This window comes from Arthrobacter tumbae (genome assembly GCF_016907495.1).
Lineage (GTDB): Bacteria > Actinomycetota > Actinomycetes > Actinomycetales > Micrococcaceae > Arthrobacter_D > Arthrobacter_D tumbae.
Map to the genome: position 1 here is coordinate 1,438,487 of NZ_JAFBCC010000001.1, position 23,260 is coordinate 1,461,746.

Consider the following 23,260-nt stretch of genomic DNA (forward strand, 5'->3'; position numbering starts at 1 on the left):
CCGACGGTGCAAGTGGAGCCCGGAACACCGGGCAAGACGGAAACTCTCAGGTCCAATACAGAGCGGGGAGGAACCCAAATCATCGTGGTGTCTTTGCACCACCTGAGTTATGGAGTTCCTCATGACGAATCCGTCGCCCCAATCCACGTTCGCAGACCGCCACATCGGTGCGCGCCGCCAGGACCACATCGACACAATGCTGAAGGCTGTCGGCTATGACACTGTCGACAGCCTTGTTGACAGTGCCGTGCCTGATTCGATTCGTCAGGAAAGCCCGCTCGGACTGGACAGCGCGCTCAGCGAAGTCCAGGTGCTGGCCGAACTGCGCAGGCTTGCCGGCAGAAACAAGACCGCCGTTCAGATGATCGGCCAGGGCTACTACGACACCGTCACGCCGGCAGTGATCCGCCGCAACATCCTTGAAGCGCCCGCCTGGTACACGGCCTACACCCCGTACCAGCCCGAGATCTCACAGGGACGGCTTGAGGCGCTGCTCAACTTCCAGACCATGGTGCAGGATCTCACTGCCCTGCCCGTCGCCAACGCTTCCCTCCTTGACGAGGCCACGGCTGTGGCGGAAGCCGTGCTGCTCATGCGCCGGGCCAATAAGAACAAGGCCGTCAAGGACGGCAAAACCGTCCTTGACGCGGACTGCCTTCCCCAGACCATCGCCATCGTCCTCGGCCGCGCAGAGGCGCTCGGTTTCGAGGTGGAGGTCGCTGACCTCTCCCAGGGACTCCCGGAAGGCGACATCAACGGCGTCGTCCTCCAGCAGCCGGGCGTCTCCGGCCGTGTCTGGGACCAGGCCTCCGTCATCGCAGAAGCGAAAGAGCGGGGTGCGCTTGTTACCGTGGCCGCTGACCTCCTCGCTCTGACGCTCATCACCCCTCCGGGTGAGCAGGGAGCGGACATCGCCGTCGGCTCCACCCAGCGCTTCGGTGTTCCGCTGTTCTTCGGTGGACCGCACGCCGCGTACATGGCCGCGCGCGACGGCATGGAACGCACCCTTCCCGGCCGCATCGTCGGCGTCTCCAATGACAACGCCGGTGCTCCCGCCTACCGCCTGGCCCTCCAGACCCGCGAGCAGCACATCCGCCGCGAGAAGGCCACGTCGAACATCTGCACCGCGCAGGCGCTGCTGGCCATCGTGTCTTCGTTCTACGCCGTCTATCACGGCCCGGATGGACTGAAGGCCATTGCGCAGAACGTCCACGGCAGCGCCCGTGCGCTCGCCACCACGCTCAAGGCCGCCGGCTGGGAACTGGAGAGCGACTCCTTCTTCGACACCCTCACCGTCCACGTACCCCGCGACGCCGCCAAGGTGGTCTCCGCTGCTGAATCGCGTGGGATCAACCTGCGCCTCATCAACGCCGACACCGTCGGCATCTCGATCGATGAAACGACGACGCCGGATGTCCTCTCCGCCGTGTCCGCCGCTTTTGGTGCCGGTCAGGTAAGGGAAGCTGCGGGCTTCGAGCTGCCCGCCGCCGTCGTGCGCACCTCGGAATACCTTCAGCACCCGGTCTTCAACACGCACCGTTCGGAGACCCAGCTGCTGCGCTACATCCGCAGGCTCTCGGACCGGGACCTCGCGCTGGACCGCACCATGATCCCGCTGGGCTCCTGCACCATGAAGCTGAACGCCACCGCTGAAATGGAAGCCATTTCGTGGCCCGAGTTCGCTTCGATTCACCCCTTCGCCCCGGATTCCCAGACCGAAGGCTGGCGCGAGCTGATCGACGGGCTCGAAGCCGACCTTGCTGAGATCACCGGGTACGACCAGGTTTCCATCCAGCCCAACGCCGGTTCACAGGGTGAGCTCGCCGGGCTGCTCGCCATTCGCGGGTACCACGCTTCCCGCGGCGAGGGCCAGCGCAACGTCTGCCTGATTCCTGCCTCCGCGCACGGCACCAACGCAGCGTCGGCTGTCCTCGCGGGCATGAAGGTTGTGGTCGTAGCCACGGCTTCGGACGGCACCATCGACCACGGTGACCTGCGGGGGAAGATCGAAGCCAACAGGGACGCCCTGTCGGCGATCATGATCACCTATCCGTCCACCCACGGAGTGTTCGACGCCGACGTCCGCGAAGTCTGCGATGCGGTGCACGAGGCGGGCGGCCAGGTCTACGTCGACGGCGCAAACCTGAACGCTCTCGTCGGCCTCGCCCAGCCGGGCAAGTTCGGCGGCGACGTCTCACACCTGAACCTGCACAAAACCTTTTGCATCCCGCACGGCGGCGGCGGTCCCGGCGTCGGCCCGGTGGCTGCGAAGGCGCACCTGGCGCCGTTCATGCCGGGCGACGCGAACAAGTCCGCCCATGAAGCCGGACACGGCGTCGCGATTTCTGCTTCCCGCTTCGGGTCGGCGGGCGTCCTGCCGATCTCCTGGGCGTACGTAAAGCTGATGGGCGGCCAGGGCCTCACCGAAGCCACCAAGTCCGCCCTCCTGGCGGCAAACTACATCGCCGCCCGGTTGAACGAGCACTTCCCGGTCCTCTACACCGGTGAAAGTGGACTCGTTGCCCACGAGTGCATCCTTGACCTGCGCGAGCTCACGGCCCGCACGGGAGTTACGGCCGAGGACGTCGCCAAACGCCTTATCGACTTCGGGTTCCATGCCCCCACGCTGTCCTTCCCCGTGGCAGGCACTCTGATGGTAGAGCCGACCGAGTCCGAGGACCTCGCGGAAATCGACCGCTTCATCGACGCAATGGTGACCATCCGCAAGGAAATGGAGCAGGTCGCCACCGGGGACTTCACGTTGGAAGAGTCGCCGCTGCGTAACGCGCCGCACACGGCAGCCGCCGTCGTCACCTCCGAGTGGGAGCGCCGTTACCCGCGCGAGCAGGGCGCGTTCCCCGTGCCCTCCCTCCGGCAGGACAAGTACTTCCCGCCCGTTGGCCGTATCGACGGCGCCGCAGGAGACCGAAACCTGGTCTGCTCCTGCCCTCCTCTCTCCGACTTCGAGAACTAAGGATTCCGCGATGACCGAGAACTACACAGCGCTTTACGACCAGCACAAGCTGGCCGGGGCGTCCTTCACCGACTTCGGCGGTTGGCAAATGCCCCTGAAGTACAAGTCCGAACTCTCCGAGCACCACGCGGTACGTACCGCCGCGGGTCTCTTTGACCTCTCCCACATGGGCGAAGTCTGGGTCACCGGCCCGCACGCCGCGGCCTTCCTCGACTACGCTCTGGTCGGCAAGCTCTCAGCGGTGGCGGTAGGAAAGGCCAAGTACTCGCTGATCTGCCAGCAGGACGGCGGCATCATCGATGACCTGATCTCCTACCGCCGCGACGATGAGAAGTACCTCGTGGTCCCCAACGCCGGAAACGCCGCCGTGGTTGCCGCGGAACTTGCTGAACGAGCCGCGAATTTCAACGTCACTGTGAACGATGTGTCCGCCGAGACGTCGCTTATCGCCGTGCAGGGACCCAATGCCGAGGCCATCCTGCTCACGCTGGTGCCGGCCGACCAGCACGCGCTCGTCACCGAGCTCAAGTACTACGCCGCTGTTGAGGTCGAGATCAACGGTCAGGAACTGCTGCTGGCGCGCACCGGATACACCGGTGAGGACGGCTTCGAGATCTACGTGCCGAACGAGGACGCTCCCGGTCTGTGGGAAGCGCTGCTGGAGACCGGAACCGGGCAGGGACTCCCCGCCGGCCTCGCGTCCCGCGACTCCCTGCGCCTCGAGGCAGGCATGCCGCTCTACGGCAACGAACTCTCCCGCGAGGGCAACCCCTACGCTGCGGGCCTCGGTCCGGTCGTTTCACTGGCCAAGGAATCCGACTTCATCGGCAAGACTGCACTGGCCGAACTCAAAGCAGCCGGCACCGGCTCGACCACTGGGCGCAAGCTCGTGGGCCTCAAGGGCCTCGGGCGCCGCGCAGGCCGCAGCCACTATCCCGTCCTGAAAGACGGGAACGTGGTGGGCGAAGTGACCTCCGGCCAGCCCTCCCCCACCCTGGGCTACCCGATCGCGTTGGCATACGTGGACGTCGAACTCAGCGAACCCGGCACAGCTCTGGACATCGACCTCCGCGGCAAGCCTGAGCCGTTCGAAGTTGTCGCACTGCCGTTCTACAAGCGCTCCAAGTAAGCCTCTGGGTCCGGCAGAGTCGGCATTTTCACGCGTGCTGCTTCGCTTGACGCACGCTTCCGAAAACGCCGGCCCTGCCGGCGCCTTCACCGTCACGCTTCAAATCGAACGACACTTTAAGGATGAGATATGAGCAAGGTTATTGCTGACCTGTTGTACTCCGCCGAGCACGAATGGATTGCCGGCGACGGCTCCGGACCCGTCTCGATCGGTATCACCGCCGTGGCCACCGACGCCCTCGGCGACATCGTGTACGTGGACCTTCCCGAGGTCGGCGACACCGTCACCGCCGGCGAAACGTGCGGCGAGGTGGAATCCACCAAGTCCGTCTCGGATCTGTACGCGCCGGTCTCCGGCGAAGTCACCGAAACCAATGCCGACGTCGTCGACAATCCGGAACTGATCAACAGCGATCCGTATGGCAACGGCTGGCTGTTCAAGGTGGCCGTCACCGAGAACGGCCCCCTGATGTCAGCTGAAGAGTACGCCGCAGCCAACGGAGGCGAGCTGTGAGCCCCGTAGGAGCAGGCCAGGCTACCGTCGCTTTCGAGCAGGTTGTGTCGCAGTCGCTGAACGCGCAGTTGTCCGACCTGGATCCGCGGATCGCCGGGAAGATCGACGACGAACTGAACCGCCAGCGCTCCGGTCTGGAAATGATCGCATCGGAGAACCACACCGCCGCTGCAGTCATGCAGGCTCAGGGCTCCGTCCTGACCAACAAATACGCGGAAGGGTATCCCGGCAAGCGCTACTACGGCGGCTGTGAGCATGTGGACGTCATCGAGCAACTGGCGATCGACCGGCTGAAGGCCCTGTTCGGCGCTGAGTACGCCAACGTGCAGCCGCACTCCGGTGCCCAGGCAAACGCCTCGGTGATGCACGCGCTGATCAAGCCTGGCGACACCATCATGGGCCTGAACCTGGCTCATGGCGGGCACCTGACGCACGGCATGCGCATCAACTTCTCGGGCAAGCTGTACAACGTCATTCCGTACCAGGTCCGCGAAGATGACCACCGGATCGATATGGCCGAGGTGGAGCGCCTCGCACAGGAACACAAGCCGCAGCTCATCGTTGCCGGCTGGTCCGCGTACGCCCGCCAGCTGGACTTCGCCGAGTTCCGGCGGATTGCCGACTCGGTGGGCGCCTATCTCATGGTCGATATGGCGCACTTCGCCGGCCTCGTCGCCGCCGGTCTGCACCCCTCCCCCGTGCCGCACGCGCATGTCACCACGTCCACCACGCACAAGACTCTCGCCGGTCCGCGCGGCGGCATCATCCTGAGCAACGACGCCGCCATCGCCAAAAAAATCAACTCCGCCGTGTTCCCGGGCCAGCAGGGCGGGCCACTGGAACATGTCATCGCCGGCAAGGCGGTTGCCTTCAAGATTGCCGCCTCGCCGGAGTTCAAGGAACGTCAGGAGCGGGTCCTTGCCGGCGCACGGATCCTGGCCGAACGCCTGATCCAGCCGGACGTCACCGCGAAGGGAATCAACGTCATCTCCGGCGGAACCGATGTGCACCTCGTCCTGGTTGACCTGCGCAACTGCGAACTGAATGGACAGCAGGCCGAGGACCGTCTGGCGGAGATCGACATCACCGTGAACCGCAACGCAGTGCCGTTCGACCCGCGCCCGCCGATGGTCACCTCCGGGCTGCGCATCGGCACCCCCGCGCTGGCTACCCGCGGCTTCGGCGCAGAAGCATTCGCGGAGGTCGCTGACATCATCGCCGAGGCTTTGATTGCCGACGCCGGTGCCGACCTCTCCGCCCTGCGTTCCCGTGTGGAAGCACTCGCCGCCGCGCACCCCCTCTATCCGGACGTTGCCGACCTCGCCTGAGGGCGGATCGGTGTCCACTTAAGGAATAACTATGGCTGTTGGAGTCTTTGACCTCTTTTCCATCGGGATCGGGCCCTCAAGCTCGCACACCGTTGGCCCCATGCGGGCTGCCGCCGTCTTCGCGGAGGAGCTCAAGGCCTCCGGCAGGCTGGCGGAGGTGACGTCACTGCGGGTGGACCTCTACGGGTCCCTCGCGGCAACGGGCCGCGGACACGGCACCATGACCGCCGTCCTGCTTGGTCTCGAAGGTTTCCACCCCGAGTTGATCCTGCCGGACGAGGTGGAGGAACGGCTGGCCGCCATCGCCGATACCGGGATGCTGCAGCTGGCCGGCGGAGCTTCCCTGCCCTACGGCGTGGAAGACATGGTGCTGCGTCCGTTGACCGTGCTGCCCCGCCACACCAACGGGCTGACCTTCCAGGTGAAAAACGACGCCGGCGAGATACTCCATGAGGCGACGTTCTTCTCGGTGGGCGGAGGCTTCATTGTGCGCGAAGGCGAGGAAGATGCCGCTGCAGAACAGCTTGAGGAGTCCAAGGAACAGCTGCCCTACCCCTTCCGCACGGCGGCCGGACTGCTGGAGCACTGCCGCACCACCGGCCTGGCTATCAGCGACATCATGCTCCTCAACGAGAAGGTAGCGCACTCAGATCAGGAAATCCGGGACGGCCTGCTGCACATCTGGCAGGTGATGGAGGAGTGCAAGAACTCAGCCATCAAGCGTGAAGGCTTGCTTCCCGGCGGGCTGAAGGTCCGCCGTCGTGCTCCGGATTGGCATGAGCGGCTGCTCAAGGAGGACAAGGACCGGGACCCGAAGTACTGGCAGGAATGGGTCAACCTCGTTGCCCTCGCCGTCAACGAGGAGAACGCGTCCGGCGGCAGGGTGGTCACCGCACCCACCAACGGCGCCGCCGGCATCATTCCCGCCGTGCTCTACTACGCACTGTACTTTGCGCCCGGCATGGAAAACGCCGCGCAGGAGGACAGGGACGACGTCGTCGTGAAGTTCCTGCTGACTGCCGCCGCCATCGGCGTGCTGTACAAGGAGCAGGCTTCCATCTCCGGCGCAGAGGTGGGCTGCCAGGGCGAGGTGGGTTCGGCGTCGTCCATGGCGGCGGCCGGCCTCGCTGAGGTGATGGGCGGCTCTGCCTCCCAGGTGGAGAACGCGGCCGAGATCGCCATGGAACACAACCTCGGCCTCACCTGCGATCCCATCGGTGGTCTGGTGCAGGTCCCCTGCATCGAACGCAATGCGATTGCCGCCGCCAAGGCGATCAACGCGGCCAAGATGGCCCTCTGGGGAGACGGTACGCACCGGGTGTCACTGGATGAGGTCATTGTGACCATGCGGGAAACCGGCAAGGACATGAGCTCCAAATACAAGGAAACGGCACTCGGCGGCCTTGCCGTCAACGTCGTCGAATGCTGAATCGGAAGTCGAAGGAAGAGAACCCATGACTCTGGCACCAGAAGGCCGCAAGCTGCTCCGCGTAGAGCAGCGCAACTCTGCCGTCCCCGTGGAACGCAAGCCCGACTGGATCAAAGCGAAAGTCCAGATGGGACCGGAGTACGTCCAGCTCAAGAACCTCGTGAAGAAGGAAGGCCTCCACACCGTGTGCGAGGAGGCCGGCTGCCCCAACATCTTCGAATGCTGGGAGGACAAGGAAGCCACGTTCCTCATCGGCGGTTCCGAGTGCACGCGCCGCTGTGACTTCTGCCAGATCGACACCGGCAAGCCCTCCCCGGTGGACCGGTTCGAGCCCACCAAGGTGGCGCGTTCGGTCAAGGCCATGCAGTTGCGCTACGCCACTGTGACCGGCGTGGCCCGTGACGACCTCGAGGACGAGGGCGTGTGGCTTTACGCGGAAACCGTCCGCAAGATTCACGAACTGAACCCGGGCACCGGCGTCGAGCTTCTGATCCCCGACTTCTCCGGCAAGCCGGAGCACATTCAGGCGATCTGCGATTCGAAGCCGGAAGTCTTTGCGCACAACGTCGAGACTGTGCCGCGCATCTTCAAGCGGATCCGGCCGGCGTTCCGTTATGAGCGTTCACTCGACGTCCTGACCCAGGGGCGGAACCTGGGGATGGTCACCAAGTCCAACCTGATCCTGGGCATGGGCGAGACGCGGGAGGAGATCTCGCACGCGCTTTCCGACCTGCACCAGGCTGGCTGCGACCTGATCACCATCACGCAGTACCTGCGTCCCAGCGAACGCCACCTACCCGTGGACCGCTGGGTGAAGCCTCAGGAGTTCGTCGACATCCAGCAGGAAGCGGACGACATCGGCTTCCTCGGTGTCATGAGCGGGCCGTTGGTGCGCTCCTCGTACCGCGCCGGCCGGCTGTGGGCCACGGCAATGCGCAAGAAGGGGTGGGAGATCCCCGCCGAACTCGCGCACATCGAAAGCTCCGGCAGTACCCGCCAGGAAGCCAGCACCCTGCTGGCGGCACACGCACAAGGAGTATCTCGTGGCAACTGAAACACCCGCGTCCCAGAGGGAGCATGTACTCACCGTCGACTGCGTTGAATCTCCCGGCATCGTCCACGCGATCTCAGGGTTTCTGTTGGATCAGGGCTGCGACATCCTCGACATCAAGCAGTACGGAGATAAAGCGCAGCGGCATTTCTTCATGCGGATCCACTTCTCCTTCGGTTCTTCGGCGTCCTCTCTGTTGCCGGAATTACAGCCGCCTTCCCGCACCGAAGGGTTGCGGCATGATTTTGCGCCGGTGGCCGACCGGTGGCAGCTGAACTGGCAGTTGGAGCCGCAGGGCCGTAAACGCCGGGTGCTGGTCATGGTGTCGAAGATGGGCCACTGCCTCAATGACCTGCTCTACCGCACCCGCACGGGCGAGCTCCCAGTCGAGATTGTTGCAGTGGTCTCAAATCACCGGGATCAGGAGGGCCTTGTCCAGTGGCATGGCATTCCTTTCTTCCACGTGCCCGTCACGAAGGAGACCAAGCCGGACGCCGAGGCCAGGCTCCTGGAACTTGTCGACGAGTTCGACGTGGAACTCGTGGTGCTGGCGCGCTACATGCAGGTCCTCAGTGATGAGCTCTCCCTCCGGATGGCAGGCCGGGTCATCAACATCCACCACTCCTTCCTGCCGAGTTTCAAGGGCGCCAAGCCGTACCATCAGGCCTACGAGCGGGGCGTGAAGACCGTGGGCGCAACCGCCCATTACGTCAATGCAGAACTCGACGAGGGACCGATCATTTCCCAGCAGGTCATCGAGGTGGACCACACCTACACGCCGGACGATCTGGTGGCGGTGGGCCGCGACGCCGAGTGCGCTGCCCTGCGTAACGCGGTGCGCTGGCACTGTGAGGGAAGGATCGTGCTGCTGGGGAACCGCACGGTCGTTCTGCGCTGAGCCCGTACGGCATGTGATCCACGTCCCATCCGGAATAGTTGCCCGGGCAACTGCGCTTTCACAGTGAAAGCTTCCGCGAAAGGACTCCCCCATGCTGTTCTCCCCGATTACCGTAGGCGAACTGAAACTGCCCAACCGCCTGGTCATGGCTCCGCTCACCCGCTGCCGTTCCGGCCAGGACGGCGTGCCTGGACCGATCGTCGTCGAGCATTATCGCCAGCGCGCGTCACTCGGCCTGATCGTCAGCGAGGGAACCTACCCAAGCCACGCCGGCCAGGGTTTTCCGGGCCAACCCGGGCTCGTGACGGACGAGCAGGTCGAAGGCTGGACCGGGGTCACTGACGCCGTCCATGCTGAGGGCGGCCGCATCTTCGCCCAGGTCATGCACGCGGGACGGGTCACCCACGAGGACACCAACGGCGGCCGGACGGTCGTCGGCCCGAGCGCCATCGCAATCGACGGCATGACCCGCACCTACAAGGGCAAGCAGCCCTACCCGGTCCCCCACGCGCTCACCGAGGACGAGCTTCCCGGAGTTGTCGAGGAGTTTGTTCAGGGCTCGCTCAACGCCATCAAGGCAGGGTTCGACGGCGTTGAACTCCACGGTGCCAACGGCTACCTGTTGCATGAATTCCTTTCCCCCGCGGCGAACCAGCGGGAGGACCAGTACGGCGGCTCACCCGAGAACCGCGCGCGGTTCGTCGGCGAAGTAGTGAACGCCGTCGCCAAGGCAATCGGAGCCGAGAAGGTAGGCATCCGCGTTTCACCCGAGCACAACGTCCAGGGCGCAACCGAGCTGGACCACGAGGATCTCCGCCGGACCTACTCCGCCCTGACCCAGGCCATCTCGCCGCTGGGATTGGCGTACCTCAGCGTGCTTCATAACGAGCCCGCCGGTGAGCTGGTCCGGGAACTGCGCGAGCAGTTTGACGGCCCATTCCTCCTGAACACCGGCTTCAGCGTCATGACTACCCGGGACGAGGCCATCTCACTGGTCGAGAATGACCTGGCTGACGCCGTCGTCGTCGGCCGTGCGGCCATAGCCAATCCGGATCTCGTGCACCGCTGGAAGGAGGGCCTTCCGGAGAATGAACCGGACATGGCCACCTTCTACACCAGCGGCGCCGAGGGATACACGGACTACCCCGCGTATCAGCCTGCCTAACCGGACGAGGAGCGGTTCCAAACAGTCCTTCGGACCCATGGACTCCCGGAACGGCTCTGTATAGGCTTCACGCTAGGTCTCCTGAGCAGATGGGTCATGCACTATGCCTGGTACCAGGAACCGCCAGCCATGACGAAGCCGAACATTCTGACGGTAGACGACGATCCGCAGGTTTCCGCGGCGGTCGCCCGCGACCTCCGCAGCAGATATGGACCGGACTACAGGATTCTCCGGGCAACCTCAGGCCCGGAAGCCCTGGACGTCCTGACCAAACTGGCCCTGAGGGATCAGGCAGTTGCACTCATCGCAGCGGACCAGCGGATGCCCAAGATGACGGGGATCGAGTTGATGGAGCGCGCGCGGCCGCATGCTCCAGGCGCAAAGCTTCTCCTTCTCACGGCTTACGCGGACACTGATGTCGCCATCAGGGCGATCAACGACATCGGGCTCGACCATTACCTGCTCAAACCATGGGATCCGCCGGCCGACCGGTTGTACCCGGTGGTCGATGACCTGCTCGATGACTGGCGCCGGGCCAACCCGGATCACACCTCCGACGTGCGCGTTGTGGGCGCACGTTGGTCTGACCGCAGCCACGAAATCAAGACCTTCCTCGCCCGCAACTATGTGCCCTACCGCTGGCTCGACATCGAACGCGACGCAGAGGCCGGGCGCCTGCGCGACCTTGCCGAAGTGACGCCGGCGGATCTTCCGCTGGTGCTCCTGCCGGACGGTACGGTGCTCCGGTCTCCGTCGACCCTCGATCTGGCTTCGGCCTTGGGTTTACGCACGCGCGCGGACCGTCCGCTCTACGACGTCTGCATCGTCGGGGGCGGGCCGGCGGGTCTCGCCGCTGCGGTCTACGCGGCGTCTGAGGGACTCAGTACCGTGATCGTCGAGCGCGAAGCGCCCGGTGGGCAGGCCGGCCAGAGCGCCGCCATCGAAAACTATCTCGGTTTCCCGAAAGGCTTGAGCGGTTCTGACCTCACCCAGCGTGCCATGGCGCAGGTGACCCGGTTCGGGGCGGAGGTGGTACTCGCTAACGATGTCGTGGGCTTCGAGTCGCGAGGGCAGGTGCGCGCCGTGCTCTTCGGCTCCGGAGAGTTGGAGGCACGGGCACTCATTATCGCCACCGGCGTTTCCTACCGGCGGTTGGAGGCGGTAGGCATCGACACTTTCAGTGGCCGGGGAATCTACTACGGCGCGAACGCCAGCGAGGCCAGCCAGTGCGAGGGCGAGGATGTCTACATCGTCGGAGCTGCCAACTCCGCCGGCCAGGCCGCCTTGAACTTCTCCCGTTTCGCGAAACGGGTAATACTCCTGGTGCGGTCAGGCACGCTCGAAAGCACCATGTCCCAGTACCTCGTACAGCGGATCCTCGCTTCGCCGGTGATCGAGGTCCGCTACCGGAGCGAGGTTGTGGCGGCCCGCGGAGATGGGCACTTCGAGTTCCTGGAGCTCGTTGATCGGGATACGGGCCGGACGGAGGAAGTGCCGGCCAGCTGGCTCTTCATCTTCATCGGTGCGTCACCTCGGACTGACTGGCTCGGTGAGGAGGTCGTACGCGACAGATTCGGTTTCATCATGACCGGCCACGACCTGAATTCCGAAAATCCCGTGCCCTGGCCGCTGGTACGCGGGCCGTTTGCGCTGGAGACAAGCGTTCCCGGCGTCTTTGCCGCCGGGGACGTCCGGCTCGACTCGATGAAGCGTGTAGCCTCGGCGGTCGGTGAGGGCGCGATGTCCGTCTACCTCGTGCACCGCTACCTGGGAACAATCTGATGCACGCGAGCGAGCTTCGAGGAATCAGCCTCTTCAAAGGCCTCAGCGACCAACAACTTGTCGACCTCGTCGAAGCGGGCACAGAGGTCCCCGTCGAACCTGGCGTCATCCTTTCGCACGAGGGCGAACCTGCGGACTCCTGGTGGGTACTGATCGACGGTTCCCTCCAGCTGCTTCGCCATGTTGGGCGCGAAGATACCGTCGTCGGGACAATGGATGTCCCTGGACGATGGGCCGGCGGATTCCGTGCCTGGGATCAAAGCAGTGTCTATCTGGCCACCGGGCGCGGAAGCGAGGGGGGCCGGCTACTCTGCGTCCCAGCCACGGCCCTCCGAGCGCTCTACGCTGAGTGGTTCCCCTTCGGCGTGCACTTTATCGAGGGCTTGTACGGGACCGTACGCCGGGTTGAATCGACCATCCGGCAGCGGGAAGCACTGGTTACACTCGGCACACTTTCGGCCGGCCTCGCCCACGAGATCAACAACCCTGCCGCCGCAGCCAGCCGCGCCGTCGACGGTCTGGAGGAGGCATCCCGGGGGCTGCTCGAATCCGTCGGCCGACTGACCCACACCGGAATCACTTCCGCCCAGTTCTCTGAACTGGAAATGCTGCGGGAAGAACTGACAACGACGGCGCTCGTCCCCGATGCGCTCACACTTGCCGATCAGGAAGATCTCCTCAGTGAGTGGCTGTCCGACCGGAACGTGGAGCGGGACTGGCTGATCGGCCCGACGCTGGCGGCTGCTGGCGCCGACGACGACTGGTGCCGGCGCACGGAAGAGCTGTTCGGTGGCCCTGCCCTGGCGCCGGCCCTGGAGTGGATAGCTGCCACCCTGACCGTTGAGAAGTTGCTGTCCGAAGTGCGGGAGTCGACGCGGCGGGTCTCTGAACTCGTCGCAGCCGTGAAGTCCTATTCGCAGATGGACCGGGGCTCGCGGCAGAACACCGATGTGGTCGAGGGTCTTGAGAGCACCCTGGTGATGCTGGGACACAAGCTGCGCGGCGGCGTCGAAATCATCCGCGAATATAGCGACAACGTGCCCGCCATCGACGCCTACCCGGGCGAGCTGAACCAGGTGTGGACCAACCTCATCGACAACGCAGTGGATGCCATGGAAGGCGTCGGTACCCTGCGCGTTGCGACCCTCAGCGACGGAGCCGGGGTTACCGTCGAGATCGGCGACACCGGCCCTGGCATCGCACCCCCGGTCGCGAAGCGGGCATTCGAAGCGTTCTACACCACGAAGGACGTGGGCAAGGGAACGGGATTGGGTCTGGATATTGCGCGGCGGATCGTCGTCGAACGGCACGGCGGATCGATCGACTTCGAGTCCGTACCCGGTAGGACAGTGTTCCGGGTGCGGTTACCGCTGGTCCAGGCCTGACCTGTTCAATGTGCGAGCCCGGCACTTCTCCGCGTCGGTCCGGCCGCTGCTGTGGAAGACTGCTGGCATGGAGGCCCCAGCGCGCGACCACGACCTCGTCCTCTTCGGTGCGACCGGCTTCGTCGGTGAACTGATCGCCGGATATTTTGCGGACCACGCTCCGTCGGACCTGCGCGTGGGGCTCGCCGGAAGGTCGAGAGTGAAGCTCGAGGCCGTACGGTCCAGGCTGCCCGTCGCCGCACACGACTGGGACCTCATCGAGGCCGACTCGGAAAGGAGCCGGTTCACGATAGAGCAGTCACTCAGTTTGAGCATGACCTGATCGTTGAGCGCACCAAGGAAGGATTGGATGCAGTTCGCAGCCGTGGCAGGACTGGCGGGCGGAAGCCGGGTGTGAGTCCAACACAGATCGCCTAGGCCCGCGCCATGATCGAGGCCGGCCGCTACACCAAACAACAGATTTCCGAGACGTTCAACGTCTCACGCGCCACGCTCTACCGAAATTTAGGCACCTGACTCCCCGCCGCCTAGTGCCACAGCTCGATGCCACCGTGATTAGTGCTCTAACAGGCAGATCTAACTCTAGTCTTGCATTTAAGATCTTAATGACGTAGACTAGGTTTAATCGTTCTAAATAAGACTTAAGGAGAACCATCATGACAGTTCCAACCGGGTACGACCCGAACATCCGTTTCTATGCAACGCGCTACCGCCAAGGTGGCCGCCGAGTATTTTCTCTCGACCTCTCGCTAACCCAGATTGCGGATTTACTTCCTGCGCCAGATCCTCGCCACCCCGCTGAAGGGAACCGGCAGGTGAAAGAAGCTCATGCTCGCGCTTTTGGCGATTACATTCGGGAGAAGCTGGACTGGGTGGCCCCGGCTTTGGTCTTGCGTGCACCAGACATCTTCGAGTTTGAGGTGACCGAAGAGATAAACGGGACAGAGTTCGGAATTATCTCTTTCCCGACGATGGCTCGCACCGATCTCCGAATTTTGGATGGTCAGCACCGAACGCTCGGTATACACCTGGCGATCGCCGGCATCGCAGCCGATCTTGAGAAAGCACGCAGCACCCTTTCTGCTTCGAAGAAGAACGGAGCTGAGCAAGGTGTGCTCGATCAGTACCAAACCAAAATTGACGAACTTACGGAGCAGCGGAACCGTCTGTCCCGTGATCGCACATCACTGCAGATCTTCATCGAAGATGACCAGGTTGCCTACAAGCAAATGTTCTTCGATATCGCTGACAATGCACTTGGAATCACATCATCTGTGAAAGCGCGCTTTGACAGCCGCAAGGTCGTCAACCGTGCCCTGGAAGGCGTAACTAAGCATGCTCTGTTCAAAGATCGTGTCGACCTTGAGCAGGACCGGATGGGGCGAAGTAATCCGAACCTGGTTGGAGCGAAGCAGGTTGCCGAAATTATCCGCACTATCGCGGTTGGCATCGATGGTCGGGTTGGACGACGCCTCGAGGATGAACTCGATGAGGGAGAGCTCGTCGAAAAGACGAATAACTTCCTTGACACCCTTATTGCGGCATTTCCGCCCTTGGAAGCTGTCGCTGACGGTCAGCTGACGCCCCAAGACCTGCGGGCGACTAACCTGCTTGGTTCGACGGTCATGCTTCGTGTCCTCGCGGGAGTGTACGCCGAGCTCACGGACACGCAAATGTTGGACGACGATGACGTGGTTGAGTTTTTTCAGCAGCTCGCGCCCTCTATGGACGGTCCGGTATCGGAGGGCAGTATTTGGGTTGATCATGTTTCCGACAACGTCTTCAGTGTCGGGGCACTTTCACCGAGAAGCCGTCGCCAGGATTTGAGAACCCTGCGCGACGCAATGGTCAAGTGGGCAGTAGACAAGCCAATCTGGCTCAATTAGTCAATCCGAGTTGACCTCCGGGTGTGCAAATCGCGTCAGAGGTCAACCACGCATGGCTACTTTTGATGTCGGTGGGCTTAGATAGGATGCCGCGCAAATCTTCTTTCACCCAATTAGCCCACCCGTCATCACGACCTGGATAGGGGACGAATCATGACCGAAGCCAGTCAAGAAGACCTACCGGACCGAAATGCTCAAGTGCCGTCGTCCGCGGCTGATCTGGTGAAGCCGGACCTGTTGTTTGGTGCGTCGGGTGCGGCGGGGGTGCTGAAGACTTTAGGTGATGCGGGTGTTTTCGCGAGTGTGAGGGCTGCGGAGGGGTCGTGGTTTGAATCTGCGGTGGGTATGCAGAGTGTGTTGGCGTCCGCGGCTGATCTGGTGAAGCCGGACCTGTTGTTTGGTGCGTCGGGTGCGGCGGGGGTGCTGAAGACTTTAGGTGATGCGGGTGTTTTCGCGAGTGTGAGGGCTGCGGAGGGGTCGTGGTTTGAATCTGCGGTGGGTATGCAGAGTGTGTTGGCGTCCGCGGCTGATCTGGTGAAGCCGGACCTGTTGTTTGGTGCGTCGGGTGCGGCGGGGGTGCTGAAGACTTTAGGTGATGCGGGTGTTTTCGCGAGTGTGAGGGCTGCGGAGGTCGGATCGCTTACGCAGATTGGCGCCGTGGTGACGCGTGATTGGTCAGATCGGTTAGCCACCGGCGGCGATAAGGCGGACATTGATGCCAAGTTCGAGGAGATGGCAGCCGCCTGGTCAGCCAACCTCCCCGAGCGCGCTGAGCAGCTAACCCGAATCACGCGAAACGACGAACTTCTCACATATGGTGTCGCCTACTGCGGTCTGAACTGGCCACCGAGGACTCATGAGGGCACTCAGGCACTGGGCCTAATAGTTTGGTACACCCTTTTCGTAGCTGCGGTGATGGGACTGATTGCTGTCCCCACGGTAACCGGGTGTGTGATAGCTGCCGGCACCGCAGCGTACGCTGGCCGGGAAATGACCATCAAATGGTCAGAGCGTGCGCGAGTGCAACTTGACTCATCAAGCTCCAACGAAGCCACTCGCAACGATTCAGGAGGAAAGGATGAGTGACTCTGCGGCGGCGGGGGCCGAACGACTCACTGAGGCGGATATTCGTCAGCTAATCCAAGACATCGTTGGGGGAGAGCCAGATGTCCCTGACTACGGATCAACGGTGCTTTCCTTGGAGGACATGAGAGCACAGGTACAGCGCGAGCAGCATCTAGTGGATAGTGAGCTGCGGTCGAAGGATCCGGCTTTCGTCATGACTGATGGCGGTGTCCGCCGAGTTCATGCACAATCGTGTTTCCATGTGCGACACGTGATCGACAGGGAGGAAGCCTGGAGATACGTTCTGGCTGGTCCATGCCGGGTTCGGGATCTCGGTTTCGTTCAGAAGATGCCCAAGATCCTGAATAGAACTGAGGTAGAGGCACTGAACAGCTACGTCACCTGTCAGGCCTGTTCTCCGACCTTGGATCACACCAGGAAGGTCTGGAGTATCAATGCCGGCAAACCGATGCGCTCAGTGAGCTTCGGAGTACATCACATAGGACGAGAAATCTTCACTCCAGATGGAGGTTCGTTAGGTGTCCTCGTCTCCCATCAGAGAACGATCGTTGAAGCGGGAGTGCGGAGCATAACGGTGACGTCGGAGACGACCATCGAGGGTGACGGGTCTGAAATGTACGTGGTCGCGCCCAAGGACTGAGCTTTAACCCTGTTGCTACACCCGTTTGTGCGAAGGTGCAGAAAGGACCGGTTCTGACCCGTTGCTTATGGACTAACGAACGTGTGAACTTTCACGAGAGTGGCGGGCTTTTTTGCCTTGGGTGGCGGGGTTGCTGTCGGTCTGGGGTACGCCCAGTAACACATCGGTGAAGAGCGCTCAATCGACCTGGAAAAGGGTGGGAGGAAGGCCCGGGGTGGGGACGATTCCAGAGGCCCAGTTGAGCACCTTCCAGTCGTCTCCTGAAAGCTTCATGACCATCGGGTACACCGCTCGGCTCTCTCCCTGCTCCCAGAGCCCTCCGTTCGGGGTGTCAGGATGCACGTACAGCAGTTCCGTGTCGAGGTCGATCATCCTCACGGTCGAACCGATAGCCGCCGTACTGGGGTTCAGAGGAAACCCCTTGCGGAAGTCACGAAGAACGACTCGGCTGAGGTCCTCCCACAGATCGTGTTCCCCCCGGGTAGTGGACGCCAGTTCCTGCGCAGCCACGTCTAGGTCGTAGCCATTGCTGGTTAGTGGCGTCTGGTTAGCTTCCACCCACCATTGAGCTAGGCAGAGCCTGTAGGTCGGATGCATCACCTCCCAAGCCGCAATCAGATCGCCACCATAGAACTTGTGTAGGAAGCTCCACGCTTCGTCAACAACGGCTGCTTGAGCGACGATTTCTTGCAGGGCGTCCTCGGGCAAATCGCGTGGGTTGAAGGCCATGTCTTCCTTCGCGTAGTTCGTCGTCACGGGCTCATCTGAACCTTCTACTTCAACCTTGACTTTGTATCGCCCGGTCACAGTCTTGTCCACGATGACTCCAGTTGTCTCGTGGCGACCGAAGATGACTTCGACTTGAGTACCCGTCTTCATCTGGGCGGGTGACAACCGCACGAAGCGACCCGGTATTACTCGACGATTCTTTGCCATCATCCCTCCCTTGTCACCACGGCCAGGAACCGGTAGCTGCACCTAAGTATGCGCCTGTAACTTTGTCCATTCCATCCGCCAACTTGCCAAACCGCCCACGCATCACGCGGAACGTACGCAAGGTGAGTGGGTGCCTAGAGTGGGCGGAAGCAATCTTCGTTACGTCGTTGTGGGCGATTCCATTACGGGCTTCGTTTAGCCAGGTCAGCCGATCGTTCCAGTCGGTCGCACCCCTCACCTGGCTGGGGTAGACGGCTTTGAGATCAGGCCAGAGCGACATGCCGAGCTTCGTCCAGTCAGAACCGATATTGCCAGCTCCAGCGTTACCCGAATCAAGCTTCCTGCCGGTCAGAAGGGCTAAGCGAAACGTATCGCGAAGGTCTTGGAGGGGGACCTGCGTTGGCGTGCACAGGGCTTCGATGGACTCGTCATGTAAGTCCCGACAGAAGCCCTGCACTTCCCCAGCGAGGCGCAGGAACAATGCGTGATTGAGCTCGGTCACATCACGCGGACGACCTCGAAGTCCACCTGTGACAGCCGCATGTACTTTTTCCATTCGGTCCAGAGCCTCTGCTCTGTCAGTTCCCCATATCTGGAGTGCTTTCGAGGCCATGATGAGTAATGTAGCTCGATCTACGCAGTGGCGTTGGGGTACACCTGTACGCCACAGGCCTCTACACCAGATAGTGCGTTGCGTTGAGGCCGATTTCTGGCTCTTGCAGCAGATCTGCGCGAAGCTCTGGACTTGACGCATCAAGGACAGCGGTTCGGCGTAGGCTGGCTGGCTCGGAGGACATCTCGGGGACCATGGTTGGGAGCTGCGTTTATGCCGGGCAATTGGTTCAGATAGTCAGGGCCTGTTCCCAGGCGGCTTGGTTTTGTTGCACGTAGGCGGACGCATCTCGCCAGTGCTCGCCGTGTCCGTCTACGTACATGGAGGCCCACGGTTGGAATCCTGTTCGGTGGGACTCTTCCAGTAAGTCGTACATGGCTTGTGTCCGCTGGCTCATAGCGTCAGGGAGAGCCTTGCGCAATTCGATATCCGCGCCGTACCCGCTAACAAACGCTTTTAGGTTTACTGCGGCTTCATCTACTGGCTGCCCTTCAAACATAGAGCTAAATGATTGTGCGGCGTACGCCAAGTCCCACAGTCGTGTACTTGGGCCGGCTCCGTCCCAATCAATGAAGACCCACCGTTCCCCGACGATGAGGTTCCACGGCGCGAGGTCGTTATGACACATCAAATTCGGAGCTTCAGCGGGCAAGGGTAGGTTCCAGTCCTCTCTCTGGGGGAGTGGAAACGTTTCGCTTGCGTCGTGGATCTGTCGGACCATTCGACCAATGCGGAAGAGGGCATCAGTGCTGAGGGGCAGATGGTTCAATGCGAGATCTCCGGCAACGTATTCGACCACGTGTCGATTGTCGGAGTCCCGCCCCAAAGGTTCTGGCGCAACTACTCCAGCACCGCGAAGTGACTGTAAATAGCTCTGGACTACCGCGGATTTTTGCTGCCAGGGTTTCCGCACTGTTTTCCCCACGCGAACAACACTGTCCGAAGTATTGCCGCCGGTTAGCTGTTCTTCGTCATTCACTCCCCGAAGCCTACTGGAGCAGCCGCAAACGATGGTCAGTGATGGTTCGGCGCTCAGTGTGTGAGCGCTTCTTCGTCTGTTAGTTGATCGTTTTCTACGTTTGCGGTTCGAAACTTTGAAAACAGCAGTACCAAGGCTGCGAGCAACATGATCGCGGCGGCGACCCAAAGGGCGATGGAGGAGTTCGTGAAAGTAGCGATTGCTCCACCTAGGGGTGCGCCCAGGACAATCATCCCTCGGTTTATCGAGCGCCTGGTGGCGCTCATTCGTGCCATTAGTTTGTCTGGCGTAACAGCCTGCCAGTACCCCATTTCCAGCGGGCCTGCGACACCCATAGACAGCCAGAAAAGGAACTGCCCTCCGGCCGCGACTGCAAATGCCGCCCAAAGCGCCACAGGCCACTCGGCAGGTGAGCCATACGCTTGATCATCGAGAGGACCGTTAGCCACAGCTACAGCGACCATAGGAGAGAGGGCAATCAGCGCAAGCGCTACAGGCTGAATCAATTGCGTTATGACGATTGTCTTGCCAGTACCCCACCACTCTCCGATGCGTATAGAAATGAGAGCTCCGACTACGGAGCCAATTCCTGCACCACTGAGAACCAGGCCCAGTCCTAGCGCACCAAGCCTCAGATCATTTAGAACAAGTGCCGGAAGGACCGCGCCCATCATTGCGGAACCGATGAACCATACATGGCTGGACAAGGCCAAAGGTCTCAGTCGGGAGTGACCGTAGATCCAGCCCAAGCCCTCACCAATCTTGCGGCTTATGGAACCGTCCGTGCGTACGGGTGGCTTGTTCGTCGCCGCGTGTTTCAGGGAGAGCAGGACGGCCCCGGAAAGGAAGTGGGTTATCGCTCCCAAGAGTAGGGCGAAGGGCGCAGTCACCACTGCGACGAGGCCACCGGCCACGGCGCTCCCTGTGGTTTGAGCGACGGTGTCGCTTTGCTGGAGCCGGGCATTGGCTCGCGTGAGCAGGGGCCGGGGAACCAGTTGCGGCAAAAAGGACTGGTAGGCGGCGTCGCTCATTAGCGCCAGCGCCCCAAAAATGAATATCAGGATCATCACCGTAGGGACGTTGAGGAAACCCAAGGCACCTAGCAAGCACAAGAGGGCCAGTACCAATCCGCGACCGAAGTCACCGGCTATGAGGACTGTGCGGCGGCGAAAACGATCTACCCAGATTCCCGCGAGTAACCCAAAGAGCAGGTACGGCGCCCATCGTGCAGCGTTAACCAATCCTTGGTCCAAAGCGGTGCCGTCTAGGGATACCAGGACAAGAACTGAGAGCGCCACTGTGGTGATGTAGGTACCGAAGTCTGACACGGTTGAGGCGGTCCAAAATCGGACAAAAGCTGAGTTCTTACGCAGTTTCATTGGCTTGTCTGAGCATCAATTGCCGCCTGCCAGGGGCTGATCCCCGTCCCCCTCTCAACCGAGCGTGCAGCTCACGTCCTACCGGTCGTCGTCTCCACATAGAGTACCCAGTCCCCGATTCCTGGCTCGTCTCTATGCGTTAAGACGGTTCCTGACACTGCGAGAGGTATGGACTCAGAAGGGGGCTCACAGGGTAAGCGAGTGGTTGAAGTGGTCGCTCGGCCAGAAAGGCAGCTCGCTCAATAACGATCGTTCCAGCGATTCAGTTGCACTCGAATGGGACTATGGGGGCTATGCGCGTGGCGGGTTCGTTGGGATCCAGTAGCGGAGGACTGTGCTCTCTTGTGGGGTTCCCTCAAGGACGCCACCCTGGCGATCGATGGTCCTCGCTGATGCTGTGTTGTGGGACCGGCATACTGCTAGGACCTGTTCCATCCCCAGCATGTGCGCTTCCTCGACTACGCGAGCTACTGCCCAAGTTGCCAGCCCTTGGCCGCGTGCTGACGGGCGTATCCCATAACCGATGTGGCCAGCCTGCGACACAAGCGGGTGGGACTGGTGCCGCAGTGCGATCCCGCCAAGGACCTTGTCACCGTTGACAATCCACCAGTACGAGCATTGCTTATCGTCGCTAAGCCGTCCTACCCACGAAGCGAAGCCGGCTTGGGATCCAACTTCGTCGCAAGGCAGCAACCCGAAGCCATCTTCATGTACGCCCGGACCCCATTCGGCGTGTGCTTCAAGCCAGGCAGTGTGCCAGCCAGTGTCAGGGGCAGTCAGAACGGCCATAGTGAGATTTTCTCTATCGATAGCAGCCGTGGAACCTCCACGAGCGGTCGAGGGCTAGTCATCCAGTTGTGGGGGAGAGGAATTCGAGCCGGTTTCCGTTGTTGTCCCATAGGTAGAACCGGCGCATTCCGGGGAAGTTGTCGTCCCATTCAGGAGTGTGACCGTGGGCGTGCACGCGTTGTGCCAGCACGTCGATGTCGTGAACGAAGATCCCCGGGTGGGCCTTCTTCTGTGGCCGGAAGTCCACTTCAACGCCGAGATGAATCTCCAGATTGTCAGCACGAACCCACAGTCCACCCCGGGCCGCTAATGCTGGCGGCTTTTGCACCTCTGTGAGGCCCAGAACGCCAACATAGAACTGCCGGCACGCGTCCTCACCGCCCACCGGCAACGCCAGCTGGACGTGATGGATTCCTAGCCCGAAACCCGTTGCACGAGGCTCGGATACATACGGATCAACGACCTTTGACACCGAATTCCCCCTGACCAGAATCCACGTTATCCATTCAACTTACCGCCTTGAACAAGCACATCCCGGTGTCGATGGTGGTGACTCGACATAGGTAGGCAAGCGACCCGACCTTCGAATCAATGGTGAAAACCGGCTGTACTTGGCTGCCGTCCGTCGCCACGCAGTCGAGAGGACCCGGATAGCTAGTAGTCTCTCTTCATGTTTGAGAACGGTAGCCCGGTTAGTACTTCGCCTTCGGCGATGGGGGGTGGGAGGCATCCTGCTCGGCTAATTTTTTCGGCGGCGGGGCGTTCCTGGCGGGGCGCGCATCGGGGCAATAACGAGGACTCGTACTTGTTTTCGTCCTCTGCTGCTGCCGTTGCCGACGGCGTTGGGGGACACGCTGGCGGTGAGGTGGCCTCGGCAATGGTGATACAGAACCTCGCCGCAGTCATCCAATCGATGCGTGGTCGCGCGTTGAGCGATGACTATGCCCGTGAATCCATTGCGACCGCGAACTACGGTGTCTTCCGCCGGGTACAACACGACGAGTCACTGAGTGGGATGTCAACAACCCTGACGGCGTTATTTTGCGCTGAGGAAGACCTAATACTCGCGCATATCGGCGACTCGCGGGCGTACCTGCTACGCGACGGCGATTTCTCTCAGGTCTCCCGCGATGACTCCTTCATACAAGAGCTCATTAATGCGCAGAAGATCACCCCCCCCCCCCCCCGATTCCGCGAGACACCCCATGCGATCGGTAGTTTTGAAGGTGCTCACCGGCCGAAATGACAGCCCAAATTCATCTGTCACGCTCTCACGCCATCAACCATGCGAAGGAGAC

General features: G+C 61.9%; 22 protein-coding genes. 16 read left to right on the forward strand and 6 right to left on the reverse strand.

What is annotated here, in order from left to right:
• Positions 1-109 precede the first annotated feature (109 nt).
• The 15 genes from gcvP (at position 110) to JOD47_RS06905 (ending at position 17,266) form a co-directional block, all read left to right on the forward strand.
• The gene (gene gcvP / locus JOD47_RS06835) at positions 110-2,974 is read left to right on the forward strand and encodes an aminomethyl-transferring glycine dehydrogenase (protein WP_372432794.1); all 2,865 of its coding nucleotides are present in this window, start codon (positions 110-112) and stop codon (positions 2,972-2,974) included.
• Between the two features lie 10 nt (positions 2,975-2,984).
• The gene (gene gcvT / locus JOD47_RS06840) at positions 2,985-4,103 is read left to right on the forward strand and encodes a glycine cleavage system aminomethyltransferase GcvT (protein WP_204533141.1); all 1,119 of its coding nucleotides are present in this window, start codon (positions 2,985-2,987) and stop codon (positions 4,101-4,103) included.
• A gap of 129 nt (positions 4,104-4,232) precedes the next feature.
• Positions 4,233-4,616: a glycine cleavage system protein GcvH gene (gene gcvH, locus JOD47_RS06845; RefSeq protein ID WP_204533142.1), complete on the forward strand. Its 384-nt coding sequence runs from the start codon at positions 4,233-4,235 to the stop codon at positions 4,614-4,616.
• On the forward strand, positions 4,613-5,944 hold the full coding sequence (glyA, locus tag JOD47_RS06850; RefSeq protein WP_307836217.1) for a serine hydroxymethyltransferase: 1,332 nt from the start codon (positions 4,613-4,615) through the stop codon (positions 5,942-5,944). Before gcvH ends, glyA begins: the two co-directional genes overlap by 4 nt.
• A gap of 31 nt (positions 5,945-5,975) precedes the next feature.
• A complete protein-coding gene (locus JOD47_RS06855) occupies positions 5,976-7,373 on the forward strand; it encodes an L-serine ammonia-lyase (RefSeq protein WP_204533143.1) in 1,398 nt (465 codons plus the stop codon).
• Between the two features lie 25 nt (positions 7,374-7,398).
• A complete protein-coding gene (lipA, locus tag JOD47_RS06860; protein WP_204533144.1) occupies positions 7,399-8,427 on the forward strand; it encodes a lipoyl synthase in 1,029 nt (342 codons plus the stop codon).
• Positions 8,417-9,322, forward strand: coding sequence for a formyltetrahydrofolate deformylase (gene purU, locus JOD47_RS06865; RefSeq protein ID WP_204533146.1), 906 nt, complete (start codon positions 8,417-8,419; stop codon positions 9,320-9,322). The genes lipA and purU overlap by 11 nt, the downstream gene beginning before the upstream one ends.
• 91 nt (positions 9,323-9,413) lie before the next feature.
• Positions 9,414-10,487 (forward strand): alkene reductase, encoded by a 1,074-nt coding sequence (locus JOD47_RS06870; protein ID WP_204533148.1) that lies wholly within the window; start codon positions 9,414-9,416, stop codon positions 10,485-10,487.
• A gap of 129 nt (positions 10,488-10,616) precedes the next feature.
• Positions 10,617-12,269 (forward strand): NAD(P)/FAD-dependent oxidoreductase, encoded by a 1,653-nt coding sequence (locus tag JOD47_RS06875; RefSeq protein WP_204533150.1) that lies wholly within the window; start codon positions 10,617-10,619, stop codon positions 12,267-12,269.
• On the forward strand, positions 12,269-13,654 hold the full coding sequence (locus JOD47_RS06880) for an ATP-binding protein (protein WP_239548035.1): 1,386 nt from the start codon (positions 12,269-12,271) through the stop codon (positions 13,652-13,654). The genes JOD47_RS06875 and JOD47_RS06880 overlap by 1 nt, the downstream gene beginning before the upstream one ends.
• A gap of 67 nt (positions 13,655-13,721) precedes the next feature.
• The gene (locus JOD47_RS06885; protein WP_204533152.1) at positions 13,722-13,976 is read left to right on the forward strand and encodes a hypothetical protein; all 255 of its coding nucleotides are present in this window, start codon (positions 13,722-13,724) and stop codon (positions 13,974-13,976) included.
• Positions 13,977-14,080: 104 nt separating this feature from the next.
• Positions 14,081-14,170 carry a helix-turn-helix domain-containing protein gene (locus JOD47_RS17870; RefSeq protein WP_204533154.1) on the forward strand — a complete coding sequence of 30 codons (90 nt, stop codon included), beginning with the start codon at positions 14,081-14,083 and terminating at the stop codon, positions 14,168-14,170.
• A 140-nt stretch (positions 14,171-14,310) separates the two neighbouring features.
• Positions 14,311-15,540 carry a DNA sulfur modification protein DndB gene (locus tag JOD47_RS06895; RefSeq protein ID WP_204533156.1) on the forward strand — a complete coding sequence of 410 codons (1,230 nt, stop codon included), beginning with the start codon at positions 14,311-14,313 and terminating at the stop codon, positions 15,538-15,540.
• Positions 15,541-15,693: 153 nt separating this feature from the next.
• Positions 15,694-16,626 carry a hypothetical protein gene (locus JOD47_RS06900; RefSeq protein ID WP_204533157.1) on the forward strand — a complete coding sequence of 311 codons (933 nt, stop codon included), beginning with the start codon at positions 15,694-15,696 and terminating at the stop codon, positions 16,624-16,626.
• Entirely contained in the window at positions 16,619-17,266 is a 648-nt protein-coding gene (locus JOD47_RS06905; RefSeq protein ID WP_204533159.1) for a hypothetical protein, read from the forward strand. The genes JOD47_RS06900 and JOD47_RS06905 overlap by 8 nt, the downstream gene beginning before the upstream one ends.
• Positions 17,267-17,443: 177 nt before the next feature.
• On the opposite strand, the gene JOD47_RS06910 is transcribed toward JOD47_RS06905, so the two are convergent.
• The 6 genes from JOD47_RS06910 to JOD47_RS06935 form a co-directional block, all read right to left on the reverse strand.
• A complete protein-coding gene (locus JOD47_RS06910; RefSeq protein ID WP_204533160.1) occupies positions 17,444-18,202 on the reverse strand; it encodes a hypothetical protein in 759 nt (252 codons plus the stop codon).
• Between the two features lie 13 nt (positions 18,203-18,215).
• Positions 18,216-18,815 (reverse strand): hypothetical protein, encoded by a 600-nt coding sequence (locus JOD47_RS06915; protein ID WP_204533162.1) that lies wholly within the window; start codon positions 18,813-18,815, stop codon positions 18,216-18,218.
• Positions 18,816-19,044: 229 nt separating this feature from the next.
• Positions 19,045-19,794 carry a phosphotransferase gene (locus JOD47_RS06920; protein WP_204533164.1) on the reverse strand — a complete coding sequence of 250 codons (750 nt, stop codon included), beginning with the start codon at positions 19,792-19,794 and terminating at the stop codon, positions 19,045-19,047.
• 53 nt (positions 19,795-19,847) lie between these two features.
• Positions 19,848-21,173, reverse strand: coding sequence for an MFS transporter (locus JOD47_RS06925; protein WP_204533165.1), 1,326 nt, complete (start codon positions 21,171-21,173; stop codon positions 19,848-19,850).
• 291 nt (positions 21,174-21,464) lie between these two features.
• A complete protein-coding gene (locus JOD47_RS17875) occupies positions 21,465-21,962 on the reverse strand; it encodes a GNAT family N-acetyltransferase (RefSeq protein ID WP_204533167.1) in 498 nt (165 codons plus the stop codon).
• A 58-nt stretch (positions 21,963-22,020) separates the two neighbouring features.
• Positions 22,021-22,434: a VOC family protein gene (locus JOD47_RS06935; protein WP_204533169.1), complete on the reverse strand. Its 414-nt coding sequence runs from the start codon at positions 22,432-22,434 to the stop codon at positions 22,021-22,023.
• Positions 22,435-22,674: 240 nt separating this feature from the next.
• Here JOD47_RS06935 and JOD47_RS06940 point away from each other — a divergent pair, with 240 nt between their 5' ends.
• A complete protein-coding gene (locus JOD47_RS06940; protein ID WP_239548371.1) occupies positions 22,675-23,208 on the forward strand; it encodes a PP2C family protein-serine/threonine phosphatase in 534 nt (177 codons plus the stop codon).
• Positions 23,209-23,260 lie beyond the last annotated feature (52 nt).